We start from the raw sequence: 2,098 nt of genomic DNA, 5'->3' as shown, positions 1-2,098 counted from the left end.
ATTGATGACAAAGAGGCTGAAAGTGACAATGGAACCGTTAGTAAGTACCTTAGAATATTTTATTTAACGGAGTAGTTGTAGCACTTCCTTTTATCGAAAAAAACAATAAATTGCATTAAACTTTTTCTTGTATGAGCGATGAAATAACTTCGGGTGGTAGCAATGTCCACAGATATGAGAATCATATTCCTAAAGGATTTGAGCCGGCAATCGGAGATGGAGATAACATTGATGCCATTTCAAATCATATTGAAAAGCATGTAGGCAAGATCGAGTCCGTATTTCACGAAATTGTATCCGATAAAGTGCATATAGACGTTCACTGGGTTAAACCGACTGAACACCGCCCGTATCATACATTGGTTACAAGTGGAATGAGTGATAAGCCTATGAACGTTCCCGAAGAAGCTGATAATTTGCAATACGCTGAACTTTGCGTATTACTACCTTCCAGTTGGAAAATTAACGCTGAATCTTACGCACTTATGGAAGAAATATTTAGTGATGAGAACAATTATTGGCCAGTTAGGTGGTTGAAGAGTATTGCCCGATTTCCACATGAATATGACACATGGATAGGGCCATATCATACCATTCCAAATGGGGAAAAAGCCGAACCATTTTCAGAGAATACTAAACTGGGTTGTATGTTTGTTTTCCCATCAAATAATCTTCCTTCTGAGTTTACTCAGCTGGAAATTAGCGAAAATAAGGTGATAAACTTTTACTCACTGTACCCAATTTACAAAGAAGAGATGAATTACAAACTTAATAAAGGATCTGATGCACTATTAGATAAATTTCGAGAATTTAGGGTTAGTACCGTTATTGATGTTAATCGAATAAATACTTGTGCAAGGAAGAAATTTCTTGGGCTTTGGTAATGTGTGCTCCCTTGTCATACCGAATTTATTTAATTAGAATAGGTCTCATATTCCACTAATATGAACAAACACCCGGATACAAATTACAATAGATTTGAAGAGATTGACAGCGAAGATCTTGAGGATATATTGATGCAAATCGAACATTCATTTGAAATTAAGTTTGATCATGATGACTTTCTCAAAGTAACCACATATGGCGAAATGTGTGATGTGATTTTCTCTAAAGTTGAGTTAGCCAATAATAACGGATGTACAAGCCAACAGGCATTTTATAAGCTGAGAATGGCAATAGCCGATACATTTTCCATTGATAGTGGAATTATAAAGTCAGATACCTTAATCGAAAACATTGTACCGAGAAAAAACAGGATTAGGATGATAAAGGAACTGAAGCGTAATCTGGGTATTAATCTCAAGATTTTATCTCCGCCTCTCTGGTTTATAATAGCCGATATCGTTTTATTTTTATTAGGATTATGCGCTTTCTTTTTCAGCTGGAAAATCGCTGTTGTTATTATTGTAATATCGGTGCTGGGATTTATAATAGGTGATGTATTTGGTAAAGAAATTGATTTTGAAACCGTTCGTGATCTTGTAAAGGAGATGATCCATAAACACTATTTAAAATCCCGAAGGGATAAACTCACAGTCAATAAGGAAGAAATGCAGCAGATTTTAGACGACATTTTAATTGAAACTTTCTATCTTGAAAGGTCATCTCTTGTAAGAGATGTAAAGTTTGGTTGGATTAAATAAATTAATGGAATGCCATCACTCATACTTAAGCGCCTCAACAGGGTTCGCTTTTGCAGCCCTGTAGGCCTGGAAACTTACCGTCAAAAATGCAATGATTGCTGTTCCTGCTATTGATATTAACACAATTGATAAAGATATGGTGGTTCTGAACTCAAAATTAGTGAGCCACTTGTTCATCAGGTAATAAGCCAAAGGTACGCCAATACAAGCCGCTACAAATACCATTTTAAGGAAGGAGAGCGAAAGAAGGCTCATAATACTTCCAACAGAGGCACCCAAAACTCTACGTACGCCAAACTCTTTTGTCCGCTGTTCGGCGCTGTAAGCCACTAGTCCGTAAAGGCCCATGCGAAGGCTCATAATACTTCCAACAGAGGCACCCAAAACTCTACGTACGCCAAACTCTTTTGTCCGCTGTTCGGCGCTGTAAGCCACTAGTCCGTAAAGGCCCATGC

General features: G+C 37.4%; 3 protein-coding genes. 2 read left to right on the top strand and 1 reads right to left on the bottom strand.

The features are described from left to right. The first annotated feature begins 131 nt into the window (after positions 1-131). Complete coding sequence (locus AC1DDX_RS26820; RefSeq protein WP_337717748.1) at positions 132-884, top strand: suppressor of fused domain protein; 753 nt, start codon at positions 132-134, stop codon at positions 882-884. 60 nt (positions 885-944) lie between these two features. Continuing rightward, on the top strand, positions 945-1,643 hold the full coding sequence (locus AC1DDX_RS26815; RefSeq protein ID WP_288883015.1) for a hypothetical protein: 699 nt from the start codon (positions 945-947) through the stop codon (positions 1,641-1,643). Positions 1,644-1,658: 15 nt separating this feature from the next. Here AC1DDX_RS26815 and AC1DDX_RS26810 read toward each other — a convergent pair. Then, the coding region (locus AC1DDX_RS26810) for an ABC transporter permease (RefSeq protein WP_477622971.1) at positions 1,659-2,098 on the bottom strand (440 nt) is incomplete at its 5' end.

It is taken from the genome of Pedobacter sp. 10L46_2 (genome assembly GCF_056395165.1).
This window is presented reverse-complemented; position numbering and strand designations above follow the sequence as displayed.

Coding starts and splice junctions, on each gene's coding strand:
- AC1DDX_RS26815 (WP_288883015.1), top strand. CDS start 945: ATGAACAAACACCCGGATACAAATTACAATAGATTTGAAGAGATTGAC.
- AC1DDX_RS26820 (WP_337717748.1), top strand. CDS start 132: ATGAGCGATGAAATAACTTCGGGTGGTAGCAATGTCCACAGATATGAG.